The sequence below is a fragment of the Sphingomonas sp. CFBP8993 genome, assembly GCF_034044895.1.
Classification (GTDB): Bacteria; Pseudomonadota; Alphaproteobacteria; order Sphingomonadales; family Sphingomonadaceae; genus Sphingomonas.
In genome coordinates, this window is record NZ_JAXCWU010000006.1 from 74,634 (window position 1) to 95,503 (window position 20,870).

Sequence of the window (20,870 nt, forward strand, 5' to 3'; positions counted from 1 at the left end):
CTCCCCGTGCCGGGGAGGATCGATCCAGCCGGTTGACGCATCGGTCCTTGCCCGGCACGGGCTGAGGCATGACGACGATATTGGTAACGGGCAGCAGTCGAGGCATCGGCGCGGCCATCGCATCGAGCCTGGGCGACCTGCCGGGCATGAAGGTCCTGGGCCATGGCACCCGCAGCGGTATCGCCGCCGACCTGGCGCAGGCCGACGCCCCCGCGCGCCTCTGGGGCGAGGCGCTCGAGGCGGCGGGCGGGGCGATCGACATCCTGGTCAACAATGCCGGGATCTTCGAGGCAAGCCCGCTCGACGCGGACGACTGGTCGGCGAACTGGGCGCGCACGATGCAGGTCAACCTGACCGCCTCGGCCGAACTGTGCCGTCTGGCCGTGCTGCACTGGCAGGAACGCGGCGTCGGTGGACGGATCGTCAACGTCGCCAGCCGCGCCGCCTATCGCGGCGACTCGCCCGCCCATTGGCATTATGCCGCGTCGAAGGGCGGCATGGTCGCGATGACCAAGACCATCGCACGCGGTTATGCGGCGCAAGGAATTCTGGCCTTCGCGGTCTGTCCCGGTTTCACCATGACCGGCATGGCGGACGATTATCTGGCCAGCCGGGGCGGCGACAAGCTGCTCGCCGACATTCCGCTCGGCCGGGTCGCGTCACCCGAGGAAGTCGCCGCGACCGTCCGTTTCCTGTGCACCGACGCGCCCCCCTCGATGACCGGCGCGGTCCTCGACGTGAATGGAGCCAGCTATGTCCGCTGACAGCTGGAAGCTGACCCTGCCGTGCACGCGCGACGAGGCGGAGGCGATCGACGCCGCCGACGACCTGGCGATCGAGGCGGTCATCATGACCACCGAGGAGATAGAGGACGATCGCGAGCATTGGCGGCTCGACGCCTATTTCGAGGCGGAGCCCGATGCGGCCACGATCGCCGCGATCCGCGCGCTTGTGCCGAGCGCGGGCGATCACCCCGCCACGGTCGAGCATGTGCCCGCACAGGACTGGGTGACGATGAGCCAGGCCGGGCTGGCGCCGTTGTCGGTCGGGCGCTTCTTTGTCCATACCGGTGACGAGTCGGTGCCGGAGGGCTTGCGCGGTTTCCACATCCCGGCGGGCCGCGCCTTCGGCACCGGGCATCATGAGACGACCAGCGGCTGCCTCGCCATGCTCGACGGGATGGCGGGCGAAGTGGTGACGAATGCGATCGATGTCGGCACCGGCACCGGGCTGCTCGCTTTCGCCGCGCGGCATCTCTGGCCGGACTCCAAGGTGGTGGCGACCGATATCGATCCGATCGCCATCGACGTGACCGCGGAGAATGCCGCGATCAACGGCGTTGACGGGGTCGAACTGATCGTCGCCGACGGCGCGCTGGCCGAACCGATCATGGCCGCGTCGCCCTATGACCTGGTCATCGCGAATATCCTGGCGGGACCGCTGATCTCGATGGCGCCCGAACTGGCGGCCATTGCCGGGCCGGAGGCGACCTTGGTGCTGGCAGGCCTGCTGGAGACGCAGCGCGCCGATGTGGTCGCGGCTTACGAGGCTTGTGGATGTATGCTGGAGACGGTCGACCGGCGGGGCGACTGGAGCGTTTTGCGGCTGCGGGCGGGGCGCGAGCGGTTCGTGCCGAATGGTCCGTTCGACCCCAAGGGGCGCGACGGCTGGGCGCTGGATATCTGATCGTCTGAACTCCCCTCCCGCAGGCGAGTTTCAGGTCGGTCATGCCCCGGCATGACCTAAAACGATGCGGGGCATCGTTTACCTGAAACCGGGTTGGGGGAGGGCACGCCACGGGCGACAGTCTCGGTGAGACTCCTTACCCTCCCCCCGACCCCCTCCCGCCTGCGGGAGGGGGAGCGCGCTTGGCACCTTACCCTTACGACAACGTAAGCCTCCCCGATTGCCATCCCCCCGGCCTCTCGGGCATAGACCCCTGAAAGACATAAGAGGATGAGGTCATGGCATCGACGATGGTCGAACTGGAACGCCGCCGCGCCGCCGCCCGCGCCGGTGGTGGCGAGAAGCGGGTCGCCGCGCAGCACGCCAAGGGCAAGCTGACCGCGCGCGAACGGCTTGATGTGCTGCTCGACGAGGGCAGTTTCGAAGAACTCGACATGTTCGTCGAGCATAATTGCACCGACTTCGGCATGACCGAACAGATTATTCCCGGCGACGGCGTGGTGACGGGTTCGGGCACGATCAACGGCCGGCTGGTCTTCGTCTTCAGCCAGGACTTCACCGTCTTCGGCGGCTCGCTGTCCGAGCGGCACGCGCAGAAGATCTGCAAGATCATGGACATGGCAATGAAGGTCGGCGCGCCCGTCATCGGCCTGAACGATTCGGGCGGCGCGCGCATCCAGGAGGGCGTGGCCTCGCTCGGCGGCTATGCCGAGGTGTTCCAGCGCAATGTGCTGGCAAGCGGCGTGGTGCCGCAGCTTTCGCTCATCATGGGCCCCTGCGCGGGCGGCGCGGTCTATTCGCCCGCCATGACTGACTTCATCTTCATGGTGAAGGATTCCAGCTACATGTTCGTCACCGGCCCCGATGTGGTCAAGACGGTGACCAACGAGGTCGTGACGCAGGAAGCGCTGGGCGGCGCGGTGACCCACACCACCAAGACCGGCGTGGCCGACGTGGCGTTCGAGGATGATATCGAGGCGCTGCTGGCGGCGCGCGACTTCATCGACTTCCTGCCCGCCAACAATCGCGAGGGTGTGCCCGAGCGGCCGACCGCCGATGCCTGGGACCGGATCGAGGAAAGCCTCGACACGCTGATCCCGGCCAGCGCCAACCAGCCGTACGACATGCATGAACTGATTTCGAAGGTCGTCGACGAGGGCGACTTCTTCGAGGTGCAGCCCGCCCATGGCGGCAACATCATCACCGGCTTCGGCCGGATCGAGGGGCGCACGGTCGGCTTCGTCGCGAACCAGCCGACGGTGCTGGCGGGGGTGCTCGACATCAATGCCAGCCGCAAGGCGGCGCGGTTCGTGCGCTTCTGCGACGCGTTCGAGATCCCGATCGTGACGTTCGTGGACGTGCCCGGCTTCCTGCCCGGCACCGCGCAAGAGCATAATGGTATCATCAAGCACGGTGCCAAGCTGCTCTTCGCCTATGCCGAGGCGACGGTCCCGAAGATCACGGTCATCACGCGCAAGGCCTATGGCGGCGCGTATGACGTGATGGCGTCGAAGCATTTGCGCGGCGACCTCAACTATGCCTGGCCGACCGCCGAGATCGCGGTGATGGGTGCCAAGGGCGCGGTGGAGATCATCTTCCGCGGCAAGACTCCGCAAGAGATCGCCGAGCGTACCGCGGAATATGAGGCCCGCTTCGCCAACCCGTTCGTGGCGGCGAGCAAGGGTTTCGTCGACGAGGTGATCCAGCCGCACTCGACCCGCCGTCGCATCGCGCTGGGCCTGCGCAAGCTGCGGAACAAGGACCTTACCAATCCTTGGAAGAAGCATGACAATCTGCCGCTCTGAGATGGTCGCGAGCGGGGTTTCCCTCCCCCATCCCCTCCCGCCTGCGGGAGGGGCGTGCTTGCGGATGCCGTCCGCCCGGAAATCCTCCCCTCCCGCAGGCGAGTTCCAGGTTGGTCATGCCCCCGGCATGACCGAAACGATGCGGGGCATCGTTTACCTGAAACTGGGCCGGGGGAGGGCTGTCGCTTTCGTCACACATATCGATCGGAAGCGCGCATGACGCTCGGCCGCCTCAACCATATCGGCATCGCCACGCCGTCGATCGAGCAGACGGTCGAAACCTATCGTCACCTCCTTGGTGCCGAAGCGATCGGCGAGCCCTTCGACCTGCCGCCACAGGGCGTGCGGGTGTGCTTCATCGACGCGCCCAACACCCAGATCGAGCTGATCCAGCCGCTTGATGAAAGCTCTCCCATCGCCAACTTTCTGAAGAAGAACCCGGCGGGCGGGCAGCATCATCTCTGTTTCGAAGTCGCCGACATGGCCGCCGCCGTCGCCGAGTTACAGGGCAAGGGCGCGACGCTGTTGGGCCAGCCGCGTATCGGCGCGCATGGCACGCCGGTCGTCTTCCTCCACCCGCGCGACATGGGCGGGGTGCTGGTCGAGCTGATGGAAGCACCGGGGGAGGGGCATTGAGCGAGGCCATGCTGCGCGTCGAACGTCGGGGCGATGTCCTGATCCTCACGCTCGACCGCCCGGAGCGGCTGAACGCCGCGCCGCCAGCGCTGTTCGATGCGATCCGCGACGCGCTGGAGGCGCGCGCCGACGCCCGCGCGGTGCTGATCGCGGGCGAAGGGCGGGCCTTTTGTTCGGGGGCCGACATATCGGGCGGGGATGTCGGGCCCGACACCGTCCACCGCGCGCTGGTCGGGCATTACAATCCGGCGATGCTGGCGCTGGCCGACCTGCCCATTCCGGTGGTCAGCGCGGTACGCGGGGCGGCGGCGGGGATCGGGTGCAGCCTGGCGCTGGCCGCCGATTTCTGCGTCGCGAGCGAGAATGCCTATTTCCTCCACGCCTTCGTCAATATCGGGCTGGTCCCCGATGGCGGGGCGAGCTGGATGCTGCCCCGGCTGATCGGCCGGGCGCGCGCGGCCGAGATGATGATGCTGGGCGAGCGGGTTCCGGCCGCCAAGGCGCTCGACTGGGGCATGATCCACAAGGTCGTCGCGGATGACGTACTGGACGCCGAAGCGCTGGCGCTGGCCGCGCGGCTGGCGGCGGGGCCCAGCATTGCGCTGGGGCGGATGCGCCGCGCGCTCCAGGCCGGGTTCGAGGGCGACTATGCCACCGCGCTGGCCCGCGAGGCGGACGACCAGCGCGCCGCCCGCGCGACTCATGACGGCGAGGAGGGCGGCCGGGCCTTTTTCGAAAAGCGTCCGCCGCGTTTCCTGGGTCGCTAAGGCGCGGGCCCTTGCGCGCGTATGATGATTTCGCTCTAGTGAAAGAAAATAAGCCGCGCGCGTAACGAATGGATGAGGAGTGGCCGATGGCCGAACGCCCTGACCTGTCTGACTGGGAAGCCCTTGCCGCCAGGGAGGTGAAGGGGCGCGACCTCGACTGGAGGACGCCGGAGGGGATCACGGTCAAGCCGCTCTATACGGCGGCGGACGTGCGGACGGACCCGGGGCTGCCGGGGTTCGCGCCGTTCACGCGGGGCGTGCGGGCGAGCATGTATGCGGGCCGACCCTGGACCGTCCGGCAATATGCGGGCTTCTCCACCGCCGAGGAATCGAACGCCTTCTACCGGCGCAATCTGGCGGCGGGGCAGAAGGGGCTGTCCGTGGCCTTCGACCTCGCCACCCACCGGGGTTACGACAGCGATCATGCCCGCGTGACGGGGGACGTGGGCAAGGCCGGGGTCGCGATCGACACGGTCGAGGATATGAAGATCCTGTTCGACGGCATCCCGCTGGATGCCATGTCGGTCAGCATGACGATGAACGGCGCGGTGATCCCGGTGCTGGCCTTCTTCATCGTCGCGGCCGAGGAGCAGGGCGTTCACCGGTCGAAACTGGAAGGGACCATCCAGAACGACATCCTCAAGGAGTTCATGGTCCGCAACACCTATATCTATCCGCCCGAGCCGAGCATGCGGATCATCTCGGACATTTTCGCCTATACGAGCCGAGAGATGCCCAAGTTCAACAGCATCTCGATCAGCGGCTATCACATGCAGGAGGCCGGGGCGACGCAGCTCCAGGAGCTGGCCTTCACCATCGCCGACGGCATGGAATATGTGAAATACGGGGTCGCGAGCGGGCTCGACATCGACAAGTTCGCGGGCCGCCTGTCCTTCTTCTTCGCGATCGGCATGAACTTCTTCATGGAGGTCGCCAAGCTTCGCGCCGCGCGCGTGCTGTGGCACCGGGCGATGACCCAACTGGGCGCACAGGACGAGCGCTCGAAGATGCTGCGCACCCATTGCCAGACCAGCGGCGTGTCGCTGACCGAGCAGGACCCGTACAACAACGTCATCCGCACCACGATCGAGGCGATGGCGGCGATGCTGGGCGGCACCCAGTCGCTGCACACCAATGCGCTGGACGAGGCGATCGCGCTGCCCACCGACTTCTCCGCCCGGATCGCGCGCAACACGCAGATCGTGCTGCAGGAGGAAACGGGGATGACCAAGGTCGTCGATCCGCTGGGCGGCAGTTACTATGTCGAGAGCCTGACGCAATCGCTGGTCGACGGTGCCTGGGAGTTGATCGAGCGGATCGAGGCCGAGGGCGGCATGGCCAAGGCGGTCGCGGCGGGCTGGCCCAAGGCGATGATCGAAGAGGCGAGCGCGGCGCGCGCGGCCAAGGTCGACCGGGGCGAGGATGTGATCGTCGGGGTCAACAAATACCGGCTGGCCGACGAAGCGCCGGTGGAAATCCTCGACATCGACAATCACGCGGTGCGCGCGGGCCAGGTGGCGCGGATCGCGGCGGTGAAGGCCGCGCGCGACGAAGCGAAATGCCGGGCCGCGCTCGATGCGCTGCGTAACGCGGCCCAAAATCCTCCCCTGCAAGTGGAGGTGGCAGCGGCGTCAGCCGCTGACGGAGGGGTGTCCCCCCTCTCGAGCGTGGACACCCCTCCGTCATCGCTGCGCGATGCCACCTCCCCCGCCGGGGGAGGAATGGGGGTGAACCTCCTCGCGCTGGCCGTCGAGGCCGCGCGGGCGCGCGCGACGCTGGGCGAGATTTCCGCCGCGTTGGAGGATGTGTTCGGGCGCTACGGGACGCAGCCGACCCCGGTATCCGGGATCTATGGCGGTGCTTACGGCGAGGATGAACGCTGGGCCCGCCTGATCCGCGGCGTCGAGGCGGTCGAGCGGCGTCTCGGCCGCAAGCCCCGGCTGTTCGTCGCCAAGATGGGCCAGGACGGGCATGACCGGGGCGCGAACCTCGTCTCCTCGATGTTCGGCGACCTGGGGTTCGAGGTGGTGGCGGGCGCGCTGTTCCAGACACCCGAGGAAGCCGCCCGGATCGCGCTGACCCGCGACGTCGATGTCGTTGGCGCGTCCAGCCTGGCCGCCGGGCACAAGACTTTGATCCCCGAACTGATCGGCCATCTTCGCGAGGCGGGCCGCGCCGATATCAAGGTCATCGCGGGTGGCGTTATTCCGGCGCAGGACTATCAGGCGCTGTACGATGCCGGGGTGCAGGCGATTTTCGGCCCCGGGACCAATCTTGTAAAAGCGGCCGAGGATGTGCTGAGGCTGCTGGGACATAACATGCCGCCCGAGACGGGCGAATGACAGGACAAGACGTGATGACGACGACCACCGCGCTGCGCCCCGAGACGGCCCCCCTGCGCACCGACTGGACCCGCGGCGAGATCAGCGCGCTGTTCGACCTGCCCTTCACCGAGCTGCTGTTCCGCGCGGCCGAGGTGCACCGCGCGCACCATGCGGCGGACGAGGTGCAGCTTTGCACGCTCTGCTCGATCAAGACCGGCGGCTGCCCCGAGGATTGCGGCTATTGCTCGCAAAGTGCGTCGGCCGAGAGCGACGTGAAGGCCGAGAAGCTGATGGACGTGGCAACCGTGCTGGCGGCGGCGGCGGAGGCCAAGGCGGCGGGCTCGCAGCGTTTCTGCATGGGCGCGGCGTGGCGCTCGCCCAAGGAGCGCGACATGGACAAGGTCGTCGCTATGGTCGAGGGCGTGAAAGCGATGGGGCTGGAAACCTGCATGACGCTGGGTATGCTCGACGCCCCCCAGGCCCAGCGACTGGCCGAGGCGGGCCTCGACTATTACAACCACAATATCGACACCTCGCCCGAAAACTACGCCAACGTCATCACCACGCGCTGCTTCGAGGACCGTCTGGAGACGCTGTCGAACGTGCGCGAGGCGGGCATTTCGGTGTGCTGCGGCGGGATCGTCGGCATGGGTGAGACGCGGGGCGACCGGGTTGGCTTCGTCCATGCGCTGGCCACCCTGCCGCGCCATCCCGAAAGCGTGCCGGTCAACGCGCTGGTCCCGGTCAAGGGCACGGTGCTGGGCGACATGCTGGCCGACACGCCGCTGGCGCGGATCGACGATATCGAGTTCATCCGCACGGTCGCGGTTGCGCGCATCACCATGCCGATGAGCATGGTCCGCCTGTCGGCCGGGCGCGAGAGCATGTCGGCGGCGACGCAGGCCTTGTGCTTCCTGGCGGGCGCGAACTCGATCTTCACCGGCGACAAGCTGTTGACCGCTGGCAATGCGGGTGACGATGCGGACGCCGCGCTGTTCGCCAAGCTGGGCCTGAAGCCGATGGAAGGCGCCGAGCCCATGCGGGTCGCGGCGGAGTGATCTGTCCTCACCGCCCCTGTTCCCCGGCGAAGGCCGGGGCCCAGTCGCGGTGAGCCCTCGATGGCGCGTGGCAGATGCCTCCCCCAAGGAGTCGCGGCGCGCCATCGGCCAAAAGGAAACTGGACCCCGGCCTTCGCCGGGGTGGAGCTTTCCCGATAATATTCGACACGGACCAACGACATAATAGGAGAGGTATCCCCGTGTTCCAGAAAATCCTGATCGCCAATCGCGGGGAAATCGCGTGCCGGGTGATCCGCACCGCGCGCGCCATGGGCATCGCCACGGTGGCGGTCTATTCCGACGCCGATGCCAGCGCGCCGCACGTCCGGCTGGCCGACGAATCGGTGCGCCTCGGGCCAGCGCCCGCCGCCGAGAGCTATCTCAAGGCCGAATTGATCCTCGCCGCCGCCAAGGCGACGGGGGCGGACGCTATCCATCCCGGCTACGGCTTCCTGTCCGAGCGCGAGAGCTTCGCGCGCGCCTGTGCCGAGGCGGGTGTCGCCTTTATCGGCCCGCCGCCCAACGCCATCGCCGCGATGGGCGACAAGATCGAATCGAAGAAGTTGGCCAAGGCGGCCGGGGTCAACGTCGTGCCCGGCTATCTGGGCGAGATCGCCGATACCGAGGAAGCGGTGCGCATCGCGACGGACATCGGCTTTCCCGTCATGATGAAGGCGTCGGCGGGCGGCGGCGGCAAGGGCATGCGGCTCGCATGGTCGGAAGCGGATGTGCGCGAAGGCTTCGAGGCGACCAAGCGCGAAGGCCTCGCCTCCTTCGGCGACGACCGCGTCTTCATCGAGAAGTTCATCGAGTCGCCCCGGCACATCGAGATCCAGGTGCTGGGCGACCAGCATGGCAATATCGTCTATCTGGGCGAGCGCGAATGTTCGGTGCAGCGCCGCCACCAGAAGGTGGTCGAGGAAGCACCGTCCCCCTTCGTCACGCCCGAGATGCGCCGCGCCATGGGCGAGCAGGCGGTGGCCCTCGCTCGCGCTGTCGGTTATTATTCGGCGGGCACCGTCGAGCTGATCGTGTCGGGCGCGGACACCACCGGCAAGAGCTTCTACTTCCTCGAAATGAACACCCGGCTTCAGGTCGAGCACCCCGTTACCGAGGAAATCACCGGCCTCGATCTGGTCGAGCAGATGATCCGCGTCGCCGCCGGTGAACCGCTTGCCTTCACCCAGGACGAGGTGACGCTGACCGGCTGGGCGATCGAGAACCGCGTCTATGCCGAGGACCCGTATCGCGGCTTCCTGCCCTCGACCGGGCGGCTGGTGCGCTACAACCCGCCCGCCGAGGAACGCGACGAGGATGTGCGCGTGCGCGTCGACGACGGCGTGGCCGAGGGCGGCGAGGTCAGCATGTTCTACGACCCGATGATCGCCAAGCTGGTCACCTGGGCTCCCACCCGCGAAGCCGCGATCGATGCGCAGATCGCCGCGCTCGACGCGTTCGAGATCGTCGGGCCGGGGACGAACATCGATTTCGTCTCGGCGCTGATGCAGCATCCCCGCTTCCGTTCGGGTGCCCTGTCGACCGGCTTCATCGCCGAGGAATATCCCGAGGGCTTCCAAGGCGCCCCCGCTGGCGAGGAACTGACCCGGACGCTGGCCGCCGTCGCCGCCTTCGCCGCCACCGCCGAGGCCGATCGCGCGCGGCGGATCGACGGCCAGCTCGGCCACCGGCTGCAGCCGCCCGCCGACTGGATGGTGCGGATCGGCGGCGTCGATCACGCGGTGAACGTCTCGACCGACGGGATCAGCGTCGATGGGGCCGAACTAGACCTCGCCATCGCGTATACGCCGGGCGACCGGATGATCGCGGTCGAGGACGAGGATGGCGAAACCCTCCATGTCCGTATCGCGCGGACCCGCACCGGCTTCCGCCTGACGACGCGCGGGGCCAGTCATCCGGTCCGCGTCCTGCCCGCCCGTGCGGCGGCCTATGCGCGGCACCTGATCGAAAAGGTCCCGCCCGACCTGTCCAAATTCCTGATCGCGCCGATGCCGGGCCTGCTCGTCCGCCTCGACGTGGCCGAGGGGGATCAGGTCGAGGCGGGCCAGCCGCTGGCGGTCGTCGAGGCGATGAAGATGGAAAACATCCTGCGCGCGGCCAAGACCGGCACGGTCAAGACCATCTCCGCCAAGACCGGCGACAGCCTGGCGGTCGATGCGGTGATTTTGGAGTTGGAGTAACCCGTGCAAGCCCGACCTATTCCTCCCCTATAAGGGGAGGAATGAGTGGGGGCTCATGATTGCCCAAGCGCCAATATCCGCTCCGCCTCGGCCAGGTGCAGCCGTTCCACCATCTGCCCGTCGAGCCGGATCGCTCCCAGCGTGGCCGCGTCCGGTTCGGCAAAGGCCGCCACCACCCGCTGCGCCCAGGCGATCTCCGCCTCGTCGGGCCCGAATCCGGCATTGGCGGCGGCGATCTGGTTGGGGTGGATCAGTGTCTTGCCGTCGAAGCCCAGCCGCCGCCCCTCGGCACATTCCGCCGCCAGCCGATCAGACGCGTCGAGCGAGTTGCACACGCCGTCCAGCGCGATCAGCCCGGCACTGCGCGCGGCGACGACGATCTGCACCCGCAGCGGCAACAGCGCCTCCGGCGCGGGCAGGCGCATCTCCTTGGCCAGGTCGTTGCTCCCCGCCACCAGGGCCGCCAGCCCGACGTCATGCGCTGCCGCCGCGATGGCGGGCAATGACAGGATGCCGCGACACGTCTCGATCATCGCCCAGAGCGGCACGTCCGGTCCCAGCGTCGCGCGCGCGGCGGCCAGCGTGGCGACGCCATCGACCTTGGGGATCAGCACCGCGCTCGGCCTCGCGGTAGCCAGCGCGGCGAGGTCGTCCATGGCGTGCGGCGTATCCAGCCCGTTCGTCCGCACGGCCAGCACCCGTTCGCCAAAGCCCCCCTCGCGCACCGCCGCCACCGCCGCCTCGCGCGCCAGTGCCTTGGCATCGGGGGCGACCGCATCCTCTAGGTCCAGGATGACCGCATCGCTCGGCAGGGTTCGCGCCTTGGCAAGGGCGCGGGGGTTGGAGGCGGGGAGGAACAGGGCGCTGCGCAGGGTCATAGGTGGATCATAGACGCGGGGGCCGCCTGCCGTCACGCCTCTGGTAAATCGCCGCTGCCGCCCCATAATCCGAAATCAAAGGGGGATGGCATGATGACCGTGACGCTGTTGCTGCTGGGGTTGACGATGTTGCTCTATGTCTGGCCGGATATACCGGTCAGCCGCTGGCTGGCGCGGATGCTGGTCGAGGCTCCGGCCAAGCGGCTCAATCGAGTCAGGCCGGGGCACTGGGCGATGATGGTAGTCGGGGTGGCGCTGATCGGGCTCGCCATCTGGTTCGAGATCGACGAAATCCGGATGCTCGCCATGGCGGGTGGGTCGATGGGCGACCTGATGATGCTCGCCTCGGCGATCGAATGGGGCAGCATGGCCGAGTTGGGGATGGCGGCGATGCTGTCGTCCTCGTACCTGACGCGCTGGCCCGTCTTCCAGCGAATGGCCGCGCGCCTCACCGCAAGCCGGGCGGCCCGTCCGCGCCGTGCGGAGCGACCCGCCAACGACACCGACGACAGCGAAGGGCGAAGACTCGCCGCGTGAAACCGGGCGGGGCGGAACGAAAGCGCAAGGCCGCCGTTCACGGGATGAATGCTCCGCGATCCGCGCCTCGCCCGATGTTCCGCGCGTTTTGCGTCGCTGGGCCTGTGCGTCGTCCTGACGGCCTGTGAGCCCGGCATCCTGGACCCGGCCGGGCCGATCGCGGCGGGCGAGCGTAGCATCTTCTTCAATTCGCTGGCGGTGATGCTGGCCATCGTCGTGCCGGTGATCGTGCTCGCCTTCGCCTTTGGCTGGTGGTTCCGCGCTGGCAACAGCCGCGCCAGACATCTGCCCGAGTGGGCCTATTCGGGGCGGCTGGAACTGCTGGTCTGGTCGATCCCCGCACTGGCCATCATGTTCCTGGGCGACATCGCCTGGATCGGCAGCCATGATCTCGATCCGCCCAAACCCATCGCGTCCAGAGCCAGGACGATGACCGTTCAGGTCGTCGCGACCGACTGGAAATGGCTGTTCGTCTATCCTGAACAGGGGATCGCGACGATCAACCGGCTGGTCGTGCCGGTAGGCACGCCGGTCAAGTTCCGCATCACCTCGGCGGGCGTCATGAACAGCTTCTTCGTGCCGCAGCTGGGCAGCCAGATCTACGCCATGTCGGGCATGGACTCGACGCTCCACCTGCGCGCCGACAAGGCCGGGCGCTATCGCGGGCTGTCGGCGCATTACAGCGGGGAAGGCTTTGCCGATATGAACTTCTTCGTCGACGCGGTCCCGCAGGCCAGTTTCGACCGCTTCGTGGCGACCGCCAAAGCGGGGCAGGGCAAGACGCTCGACTGGGCCCAGTTCGTCGCCATGGCGCATCCCAGCCGCAATGTCCGCCCCGCCAGCTATCCCCGGATCCAGCCCGGCCTCTACGACCAGATCGTCATGCGGAACGGCGCGCCCGAGGGCGAACAGGCCAAGGACGGGCGCGAGCAATGAGTTTCACCGGCAAGCTCGGCTGGGACTCGATCCCGTTCCACGACCCGTTGCCGCTGGTGTCGGCGGGCGTCGTGGGCCTGGCGCTGCTGGGCATCTTCCTCTGGGCCTGGCGACGGGGGCACCTGCCCTATGTCTGGAGCGAGTGGATCACCAGCGTCGATCACAAGCGGATTGGTGTGATGTACTGCCTGCTGGCGGGCGTCATGCTGCTGCGCGGATTTTCCGACGCGCTGCTGATGCGGTCGCAACAGGCGATCGCGTATGGCAATGAAGGCTATCTGCCGCCCGATCACTATGACCAGATCTTCTCGGCGCACGGCACGATCATGATCTTCTTCGTGGCGATGCCGTTCATGATCGGCCTCATGAACTTCGTCGTGCCGCTGCAACTTGGCGTGCGTGATGTGGCGTTCCCGACGCTCAATTCGGTCAGCTTCTGGCTGACCGCCAGCGGCGCGCTGCTGATCAACATGAGCCTGGTCATCGGCGAATTCGCCAAGACCGGCTGGCTGGTCTATCCACCGCTGTCGGAACTGCGCTTTTCGCCCGGTGTCGGCGTCGATTATTATCTGTGGGCACTGCAGATATCGGGGATGGGGACGCTGCTGTCGGGCGTGAACCTCGTCACCACCATCCTGAAGATGCGAGCGCCCGGCATGGGTTACAGCCGGATGCCGATGTTCACCTGGACCTCGCTGGCGTCCAACCTGCTGATCGTCGCGGCGTTTCCGGTGCTGACCGCGTGCCTGGGGATGCTGATCCTCGATCGTTATCTCGGCTTCCATTTCTTCACCCCGGAAGCGGGCGGCAACCAGATGATGTTCGTGAACCTCATCTGGGCCTGGGGCCACCCGGAAGTCTATATCCTGATCCTTCCCGCCTTCGGCGTGTTTTCCGAGATCATCTCGACCTTCTCGTCCAAGCCGCTCTTTGGCTATCGCTCGATGGTCATCGCGACCATGGTGATCTGCGTCCTGTCCTTCATGGTGTGGCTGCACCATTTCTTCACCATGGGTGCCGGGGCCGATGTGAACGGCTTTTTCGGCATCACGACGATGATCATCGCGGTGCCGACGGGGGTGAAGGTCTTCAACTGGCTGTTCACCATGTATGGCGGGCGCATCCGCTATTCGTCGATGATGCTGTGGTCGATCGGGTTTATCGTGACCTTCGTGATCGGTGGCATGACCGGCGTGATGCTGGCGGTGCCGCCGGCCGACTTCGTGCTGCACAACTCGTTGTTCCTGGTCGCGCATTTCCACAACGTCATCATCGGCGGGGTGCTGTTCGGGGCCTTTGCGGGCTTCACCTACTGGTTTCCCAAGATGTTCGGCTTCACCCTGGACGAAACCTGGGGCAAGCGCGCCTTCTGGTTGTGGATCAGCGGCTTCTACGTCGCCTTCATGCCGCTCTATGTGCTCGGCCTGATGGGCATGACGCGGCGGATGCAGCATTATGACGTGCCCGGCTGGCATCCGTGGCTGCTGGTCGCGGCCTTCGGCGCGGTGCTGATCGCGGGCGGCATCGCATGCCAGGTCATGATGCTCTACGTCTCGATCCGCACGCGCAAGGACCGGGTGGACGAGAGCGGGGATCCCTGGGACGGCCGCACGCTGGAGTGGGTCACCACCTCGCCGCCGCCCGCCTTCAACTTCGCGGTGCTGCCGGATGTGAAGGGCGAGGAGGCCTATTGGGGCATCAAGGCGCGCGCGCGCGAAAAGCGGGCCCTGTCCGACCTGCCCGACTACGAACCGATCGAGATGCCGCGCAACTCGCCGACCGGGATCGTCAGCGCCTTCTTCTCGACCGCGATGGGCTTTGCGTTGATCTGGCACATCTGGTGGCTGGTGATCCTGGGCTTTCTGGGTGCCTGGGCGACGTTCGTGGTCTTCGCGTGGCGCGACGAGGCGGAGTATGAGATTCCGGCCGACGAGGTGAAGCGGCTCGACCAGGAACGCCGTCGCAGCAAGGCGACGCTGCTCGATCTGCCGCAGGAAGCGCTGTCATGAGCCAGACCGCGCAGACCCATGATCCGAACAAGCTGGGCCGCGCCGCCGAGCCGAACCCGGACGGCCCCGCGCCCAAGCGGGTCATCGTGTCCTACGGCTTCTGGATATTCCTGCTGTCGGACTTCATCCTGTTCGCCTGTTTCTTCGCCGGTTACGCGGTGCTGGTGAATGCGACGGCGGGTGGCCCTTCGGGCAAGGACCTGTTCGAGCTGGAACTGGTCGAGGCGGAGACGGTGCTGTTGCTGCTGTCCAGCTTTGCCTGCGGCCTGGCGGGGATCGGCACGCTGGCGCGCAACATGCGCTGGTTCCAGATCGCGATGGCGGGGACCGGGCTGCTGGGTGCGGGATTCCTCGCGCTGGAGGCATATGAGTTTCTCCACCTGATCGGCGAAGGGGCGGGGCCGGGGCGCAGTGCGTTCCTGTCGGCCTTCTTCGCATTGGTCGGGTGCCATGGCCTGCATGTTCTGCTCGGCCTGCTCTGGCTGACGACGATGATGGCGCAGGCCTGGGCCAAGGGATTTCGCGAGGATATCCTGCGCCGCATCCTGTGCTTCAGCCTGTTCTGGCATGCGCTCGACATCATCTGGGTAGCGCTGTTCACCATGGTCTATCTGATGGGAGTGCGCGGATGAGCGAGCGGCCCGACGAGGAAATGTCGCGCGACGAAACCGCACCGGGCGAGGAGAGCGAACACGACTCGATCGTCGGCGGCATTCGCAGCTATGCGATCGGGCTGGTCGCCGCCGCGATCCTGACGGCGGCGTCCTTTGCGCTGGTGCAGTTCGATATCGTCTGGGGCCCGGCCGTGCCCGCCGCCCTTGTCGCGCTGGCGATCGGGCAGATGGGCGTGCACCTGGTGTTCTTCCTGCACATCACGACGGGGCCGGACAACAGCAACAACGTGCTGGCGCTGTTGTTCGGTATATTGATCGTCGCGCTGGTGCTGCTGGGGTCCATCTGGATCATGGGGCATCTGAACCACAATCTGATGGGACCTATGGCCGCGCCCTAGCTGCGGATCGCGGAGCCTCGGACAGCAGCGACGCCGCGGGCGCGGTCGAAGCGGAGGATCAGGCTGTCGTCACCGAGCGGCAGGTGCAATGCGAAGCCTTCGCCGTTCCAGTCATCGGGCCCCATCGGATCGCCCGGCAAGGTGCGCCATTCCGCCCCGCCCAGCCAGTCGGTCCAGTCGAGCGGCGTTTCGCAGCGAAACGCACTCAACTGCGCGACGAAATTCTCCAGCGCCGCGTCACGGTTTTCCCAGTCGAGCCATGTCGTGTCATTGTCCTGGGCATAGCCGTTGTTGTTGCCCTTCTGGCTGCGGCCGAACTCGTCACCGGCGGTCAGCATCGGGGTGCCGCGCGACAGGAACAGCGTGGCGAGCATGGCCCGGACGGAAGCCTCGCGGGCGTTGCGGATGGCGGGATCGTCGGTGGGGCCTTCGATGCCGTGGTTCCAAGACACCTCGTCGCCATGCCCATCGCGATTGTCTTCGCCATTGGCGTGGTTGTGGCGCGTGGCATAGGCGGCCAGGTCGGCCAGGGTGAAGCCGTCATGCGCCGCGACGAAATTGACCGAGCGGCTGGAGGGCCCCACGAACACATCCGCCGATCCCGCGATCCGCGTTGCCAGATCGCCGCTGCGCCCGTCGCCGCGCCAGAAGCGGCGAACCTGGTCGCGATACTTGTCGTTCCACTCCAGCCAGTGTTCGGGGAACGCCCCAAGCTGATAGCCGCCGGGCCCGATGTCCCAGGGTTCGGCGATCATGATACGGGTCGACAGGATTGGATCGGAGGCGATCTCGGCGAAGATCGGGGCTTGGGCGTCGAACCCCGGCCCGCGCGCCAGAACCGGGGCAAGGTCGAAGCGGAAGCCGTCCACCCCCGCCCGCGCAAAGTGCCGCAGGCTGTCGAGGATCATGGCGCGAACGCTCGGACGGCTGGCGTCGAGCGTGTTGCCGGTGCCCGCATCGTTGATCAGCGTGCCGTCATCCGTCCGGGCATAGACATCCGGTTCTAGCCCTCGAAAGGACAGCGTGCCGCCCTGCACGTCGCTTTCGCCCATATGGTTGAAGACGAGGTCGAGGATGACCCCTATCCCCGCTTCCCGCAGCGCCGCGATGGTCGCGACGAGTTCCGCGACCCCGCCCGGCACCCGCTCCGGGCAGAGCGCCGTCGGCACCACCGGGTTGTAACCCCAGGCGTTGCGCAGGCCGAGCGGGGGCAGGTGGCGCTCGTCGATCGCGGCGGTGATCGGCATCAGCTCGACCGCCGCCACGCCCAGCTTGCGCAGGTGATCCAGCACCGCCGGATGCGCCAGCGCCGCGAGGGTGCCACGCTGTTCGGGCGGGATAGCGGGATGGCGCATGGTGAAGCCACGCACATTGAGTTCGTAGATCAACCCGCCCGGCCGGAACAGCGGCAGGGCAGGGGTGGTGGTCAGCGGCGCGACGACACGCGCGCGCGGAACGAGGTCGGCGGTGTCCTCGCCATATCGGGCGAGGCGCGGGGACTGGACGAAGGGTCGGTCGAGTTCGAGGGCGTAGGGATCGACCAGCAGCTTGGCGGGATCGAACCACAAATTGCGCGTGGGGTCGTATTCGCCGTAAGCGCGATAGCCGTAGAGATGGTCGGTGCCGGGAACTGTCGCGGTCCAGATATCGCCGTCGCGGCTCATGGCGATGCGGCGTTCGTCGGAGCCCTCGAACAGGCAAAGCTCCACTTGCTCGGCGGTGGAGCGTACGGCGAAGCGGGTGCCGCCGGGAACGGGTGTTGCGCCGAGGGGATAGGACTGATTCGTCATGGCGACCCGACCTTACCCATCATGACCACCTCGGCGAAGGCCGGGGTCCAGTTGGGTCGACCTGTCGGGAGTTTCACCAACTTGGCGGCAACTGGGCCCCGGCCTTCGCCGGGGCACGGAAAGGGGGGAGGGCGGTGGCCTCCCCCAAAGGACGATCAGGTCACCACGTCGGGTTCGGTGCGGCCGGTATGCCGGGTGATCCCGGCAATCTCGTCCGCCGCCTGAATGATGTCCGCGAGCATTTCCGGCGTCTCGCGGTCGAGCTGGTCGGCCGAATAACGCTCCAGATAGACGCGCAGCGTCGCCCCGCTAGTGCCGGTGCCCGACAGGCGGAACACCACGCGGCTGCCGCCCTGGAACAGGACACGGATGCCTTGGTTGCGGCTGACCGACTGGTCGGTGGGGTCGGTATAGGCGAAGTCGTCCGCCGTCTCGACCGTCAGGCCCGCGAAGCTCTCGCCCGGCAGGGTCGCCAGCCTGGCGCGCAGGTCCGCCATCAGCGCGTCGGCGCGTTCGCTCTCGACGCCCTCATAGTCGTGGCGCGCATAATAGTTGCGGCCATAGGTCGCCCAGTGATCCCGCGCGATCTGGTCCACTGACTTGCCCGAGGCGGCCAGGATGTTGAGCCAGAGCAGCACGGCCCACAGCCCGTCCTTCTCGCGCACATGGTCCGATCCGGTGCCCGCGCTCTCTTCGCCACAGATCGTCGCCATCCCGGCGTCGAGCAGATTGCCGAAGAATTTCCACCCCGTCGGAGTCTCATAGGCCGGGATGCCCAGCTTCTCGGCCACCCGGTCGGCGGCGGCGCTGGTCGGCATCGAGCGGGCGATGCCCTTCAGGCCACCGGCATAGGCGGGCGCGAGATGCGCATTGGCCGCCAGCATCGCCAAGCTGTCCGACGGCGTGATGAAGCGCCCGCGCCCGATGATCAGGTTGCGGTCGCCGTCCCCGTCCGAGGCCGCACCGAAATCGGGCGCGTCCGGGGCCATCATCCGGTCGTACAGCTCTTTTGCGTGGACCAGATTGGGGTCGGGGTGATGGCCGCCAAAATCGGGCAGCGGCGTGCCGTTCTTCACCGTGCCCGGCGCGAAGCCCAGCCGCTTTTCGAGGATTTCGGTCGCATAGGGCCCCGTCACCGCGCTCATCGCGTCGAACGACATGGTCAAGCCGCCCGCGACCGCAGCCCGGATCGCGGCGAAGTCGAACAGGCTTTCCATCAGCGCGGCATAGTCGGCGACCGAGTCGATCACCTCGACGGTCATGTCGGCCACCGTCACGTCGCCCAGCGTGTCGAGGTCGATATCATCCGCCTCGACGGTCAGCCAGCGGCTGATCGACTTGGTGTTGGCGTGGATGGCGTCCGTGACCTTCTCGGGCGCGGGGCCGCCATTCGCGATATTGTACTTGATGCCGAAGTCTTCATCCGGGCCGCCCGGATTGTGACTGGCCGACAGGACCAGGCCGCCCAGCGCCCCTCGCTGGCGGATCACGTTGCTGGCCGCCGGGGTCGACAATATGCCGCCCTGGCCGACCACGACGCGGGCAAAGCCGTTCGCCGCCGCCATGCGGATCGCGACCTGGATCACCTCTCGGTTCAGGAAGCGGCCGTCGCCGCCGATCACCAGCGTCTGGCCGGTCTTCTCGTCGCCCAGCGCGTCGAACACCGACTGGATGAAGTTCTCGGCATAATTGGGCTGCTGAAAGACGCGGACCTTCTTGCGCAGGCCCGAGGTGCCGGGCTTCTGGTCCAGATAGGGCTCGGTCGAGACGGTCTTGATCATGGGTTCCCCAGCACGGATCGATAGAGTTCGGCATAGTGGCGGCCGCTATGGTGCCAGCTATAATCGGCCTTCATGCCATTGACCTGAATGGTCCGCCATTGGTCTTGATCGGCATAGAGTCTCATAGTGCGACGCAGCACTGCGACGATATTGTCGGTGGTGACGTTGTCGAACTGAAGCCCGGTCGCCACGCCGGTCGCCAGGGCGGCCTCATTGGCGTCGATGATCGTATCGGCCAGCCCGCCAGTGCGCGCGACCACGGGCACGCAGCCATAGGCCAGGCCGTAAAGCTGGGTCAGCCCGCACGGCTCGAACCGCGAGGGGATGACGATCGCATCACAGCCAGCTTGAAGCAGATGCGAGACCGGCTCGTCATAGCCGATCCGCACCGCGACGCGGCCCGCATGACGAAGCGCTGCCGTGGCGAAGGCGATCTCCAGCGCCGGATCGCCGGTGCCCAGCACCACCAGCCGTCCGCCCATCGCGACGAGGTCGTCGATCACCTCGACCAGCACGTCCATGCCCTTTTGCCAGGTCAGGCGGCTGATGACGGTGAAGATCGGGCTGTCATCCTCGTCCAGTCCGAACGCCTGCTCGACCGCGCGCTTGTTGGCGATGCGGGCGTCCAGCGTGTCGACGGTGAAGGGGGCGGGCAGGGCGGCGTCGGCCTTCGGGCTCCAGATGGCGGGGTCGATGCCGTTGACGATGCCGCTGACGCATTCGGCGCGGGCGGCGATCAGGCCTTCCAGCCCCATGCCGTACTGAACCCGGTGGATCTCCTCGGCATAGGTCGGGCTGACCGTGGTGATCGCGTCGGCAGTGCGCAGGCCCGCCTTCAGATAGCCGATCTGGCCATAATATTCGACGCCCTCGACCGACCACGCCTCGGGCGGCAGGCCCAGATCGGGGAAGTGGTGCGCCGCGAACGATCCCTGGAAGGCGATATTGTGGATGGTGACGATGCTCTTGGCCACCTTGCCGGGGCCGGGCGCATAATGGAGGAAGGCGGGGGCGAGTGCGGCCTGCCAGTCATGCGCGTGGAGCAGGTCGAAATCATAGCCCGGCACCGCGCCCGAGGCGAGGTCCGCGCCCGCGCGGGCCAGCACCGCGAAACGCCGCCAGTTGTCGGGCCAGTCGTTTCCGGCGGTATCGACATAAGGCAGCCCCTCGCGCTCCCAGAGCTGCGGCGCTTCGATCACCAGCAGCCGGTGCGTGCCGATCATCGCCTCGCGCAAATATGCGTCGGTGCCGATGATGTGCGTCCAGTGATGGACGCGCGGCGCATCCTCGCCGATCGCGCGCATGACCTTGGGGAAACCGGGGATCAGCGTGGTCACGGCGATGTCGTGCGGCGCCAGCGCCTCGGGCAGCGCGCCGACTACGTCGGCCAGGCCGCCGGTCTTGATGAGCGGGAACGCCTCCGAGGCGACCGACAGGACGGAAAGGGTCATGG

17 protein-coding genes are annotated in these 20,870 nt (G+C 67.1%); 13 read left to right on the forward strand and 4 right to left on the reverse strand.

Annotated elements, in window-relative coordinates:
* Positions 1-68: 68 nt before the first annotated feature.
* The 8 genes from SOM26_RS13465 to SOM26_RS13500 all read left to right on the forward strand — a co-directional run bounded on the left by SOM26_RS13465 (position 69) and on the right by SOM26_RS13500 (position 10,474).
* Positions 69-764: an SDR family NAD(P)-dependent oxidoreductase gene (locus tag SOM26_RS13465; protein WP_320453243.1), complete on the forward strand. Its 696-nt coding sequence runs from the start codon at positions 69-71 to the stop codon at positions 762-764.
* Positions 754-1,686 carry a 50S ribosomal protein L11 methyltransferase gene (locus SOM26_RS13470; RefSeq protein ID WP_320453244.1) on the forward strand — a complete coding sequence of 311 codons (933 nt, stop codon included), beginning with the start codon at positions 754-756 and terminating at the stop codon, positions 1,684-1,686. The genes SOM26_RS13465 and SOM26_RS13470 overlap by 11 nt, the downstream gene beginning before the upstream one ends.
* A 278-nt stretch (positions 1,687-1,964) precedes the next feature.
* Positions 1,965-3,491 (forward strand): acyl-CoA carboxylase subunit beta, encoded by a 1,527-nt coding sequence (locus tag SOM26_RS13475; protein WP_320453245.1) that lies wholly within the window; start codon positions 1,965-1,967, stop codon positions 3,489-3,491.
* A 216-nt stretch (positions 3,492-3,707) separates the two neighbouring features.
* Entirely contained in the window at positions 3,708-4,127 is a 420-nt protein-coding gene (mce, locus tag SOM26_RS13480) for a methylmalonyl-CoA epimerase (RefSeq protein ID WP_320453246.1), read from the forward strand.
* A gap of 8 nt (positions 4,128-4,135) precedes the next feature.
* Positions 4,136-4,894, forward strand: coding sequence for an enoyl-CoA hydratase-related protein (locus SOM26_RS13485; protein ID WP_320453503.1), 759 nt, complete (start codon positions 4,136-4,138; stop codon positions 4,892-4,894).
* An 86-nt stretch (positions 4,895-4,980) separates the two neighbouring features.
* On the forward strand, positions 4,981-7,236 hold the full coding sequence (gene scpA / locus SOM26_RS13490; protein ID WP_320453247.1) for a methylmalonyl-CoA mutase: 2,256 nt from the start codon (positions 4,981-4,983) through the stop codon (positions 7,234-7,236).
* Between the two features lie 14 nt (positions 7,237-7,250).
* Entirely contained in the window at positions 7,251-8,276 is a 1,026-nt protein-coding gene (bioB, locus tag SOM26_RS13495) for a biotin synthase BioB (protein ID WP_320453248.1), read from the forward strand.
* A gap of 200 nt (positions 8,277-8,476) precedes the next feature.
* Entirely contained in the window at positions 8,477-10,474 is a 1,998-nt protein-coding gene (locus tag SOM26_RS13500; RefSeq protein WP_320453249.1) for an acetyl-CoA carboxylase biotin carboxylase subunit, read from the forward strand.
* A 53-nt stretch (positions 10,475-10,527) separates the two neighbouring features.
* On the opposite strand, the gene SOM26_RS13505 is transcribed toward SOM26_RS13500, so the two are convergent.
* Positions 10,528-11,352: an HpcH/HpaI aldolase/citrate lyase family protein gene (locus SOM26_RS13505; protein ID WP_320453250.1), complete on the reverse strand. Its 825-nt coding sequence runs from the start codon at positions 11,350-11,352 to the stop codon at positions 10,528-10,530.
* A gap of 90 nt (positions 11,353-11,442) precedes the next feature.
* On the opposite strand from SOM26_RS13505, the gene SOM26_RS13510 reads away from it, so the two are divergent.
* From SOM26_RS13510 to cyoD, 5 genes are read left to right on the forward strand one after another with little or no spacing between them, the layout of a single operon-like run.
* Positions 11,443-11,889 (forward strand): hypothetical protein, encoded by a 447-nt coding sequence (locus SOM26_RS13510; RefSeq protein ID WP_320453251.1) that lies wholly within the window; start codon positions 11,443-11,445, stop codon positions 11,887-11,889.
* Positions 11,890-11,937: 48 nt separating this feature from the next.
* A complete protein-coding gene (cyoA, locus tag SOM26_RS13515; protein WP_320453252.1) occupies positions 11,938-12,825 on the forward strand; it encodes a ubiquinol oxidase subunit II in 888 nt (295 codons plus the stop codon).
* Complete coding sequence (gene cyoB / locus SOM26_RS13520; RefSeq protein ID WP_320453253.1) at positions 12,822-14,834, forward strand: cytochrome o ubiquinol oxidase subunit I; 2,013 nt, start codon at positions 12,822-12,824, stop codon at positions 14,832-14,834. Before cyoA ends, cyoB begins: the two co-directional genes overlap by 4 nt.
* Entirely contained in the window at positions 14,831-15,466 is a 636-nt protein-coding gene (locus SOM26_RS13525) for a cytochrome c oxidase subunit 3 (protein ID WP_320453254.1), read from the forward strand. The genes cyoB and SOM26_RS13525 overlap by 4 nt, the downstream gene beginning before the upstream one ends.
* Positions 15,463-15,846 (forward strand): cytochrome o ubiquinol oxidase subunit IV, encoded by a 384-nt coding sequence (gene cyoD, locus SOM26_RS13530; RefSeq protein ID WP_320453255.1) that lies wholly within the window; start codon positions 15,463-15,465, stop codon positions 15,844-15,846. The genes SOM26_RS13525 and cyoD overlap by 4 nt, the downstream gene beginning before the upstream one ends.
* On the opposite strand, the gene glgX is transcribed toward cyoD, so the two are convergent.
* The 3 genes from glgX to glgA form a co-directional block, all read right to left on the reverse strand.
* Entirely contained in the window at positions 15,843-17,636 is a 1,794-nt protein-coding gene (gene glgX, locus SOM26_RS13535) for a glycogen debranching protein GlgX (protein WP_320453256.1), read from the reverse strand. The two genes, cyoD and glgX, sit on opposite strands and share 4 nt — an antisense overlap.
* Before the next feature lie 155 nt (positions 17,637-17,791).
* Positions 17,792-19,417, reverse strand: a complete 1,626-nt coding sequence (locus SOM26_RS13540; protein WP_320453257.1) for an alpha-D-glucose phosphate-specific phosphoglucomutase — start codon at positions 19,415-19,417, stop codon at positions 17,792-17,794.
* Positions 19,414-20,868, reverse strand: coding sequence for a glycogen synthase GlgA (glgA, locus tag SOM26_RS13545; protein ID WP_320453258.1), 1,455 nt, complete (start codon positions 20,866-20,868; stop codon positions 19,414-19,416). The genes SOM26_RS13540 and glgA overlap by 4 nt, the downstream gene beginning before the upstream one ends.
* Positions 20,869-20,870 lie beyond the last annotated feature (2 nt).